The 544-nt window shown below is 42.8% G+C and carries 1 protein-coding gene; it reads left to right on the top strand.

What is annotated here, in order from left to right; genetic code table 11:
• Window positions 1-544 (top strand): outer membrane protein assembly factor BamB family protein (locus ABD296_RS50130; protein WP_344285776.1); only part of this gene is annotated, 544 nt, incomplete at both ends.

Consider the following 544-nt stretch of genomic DNA (forward strand, 5'->3'; position numbering starts at 1 on the left):
GCCAAATGTTCAGTTCAGTTTACGTGGTCAACCATCGCCAGTGAGTCTTGACCCTCGCACGGTTTTAATTGCTTCTGCAAATGCATATGTTTATGCAATTGATACGATTAGTGGTATTCCGCGCTTCCAACGCCGTGTTGCAGTAAGTGAAGGGCGTTCAGATATTCAGCGTTTAATTGACATTGATGGTGATCCGGTTGTTGCGGGTCAACTCATGGTAACGACTAGTTTCCAAGGGCAAGTAACTGTTACTGATCTTGCTTCTCAACGTGTGGTTTGGAGTGAAGATTCAAGTAGCACCAAGCGTCCAGAAGTTTATGATAATAAAGTGTTTGTTTCGTCAACTGACGGCAAGCTTACTGCTTATGACTTAACAACAGGCGAACAGCTTTGGCAAAATGATAGTCTCTTAAATCGTCATTTAAGTAATCCTGTCGTGTTGGGATCGGACCTTATTGTTGGTGATTTGGATGGTGTTTTACACTTAATCGACCCGACAACAGGTAAGTTGATTGGTCGTTCTAAAACAAGTGGTGAGGTCAAT

Source organism: Actinomadura napierensis (assembly GCF_039529375.1).
Taxonomy (GTDB): domain Bacteria; phylum Actinomycetota; class Actinomycetes; order Streptosporangiales; family Streptosporangiaceae; genus Spirillospora; species Spirillospora napierensis.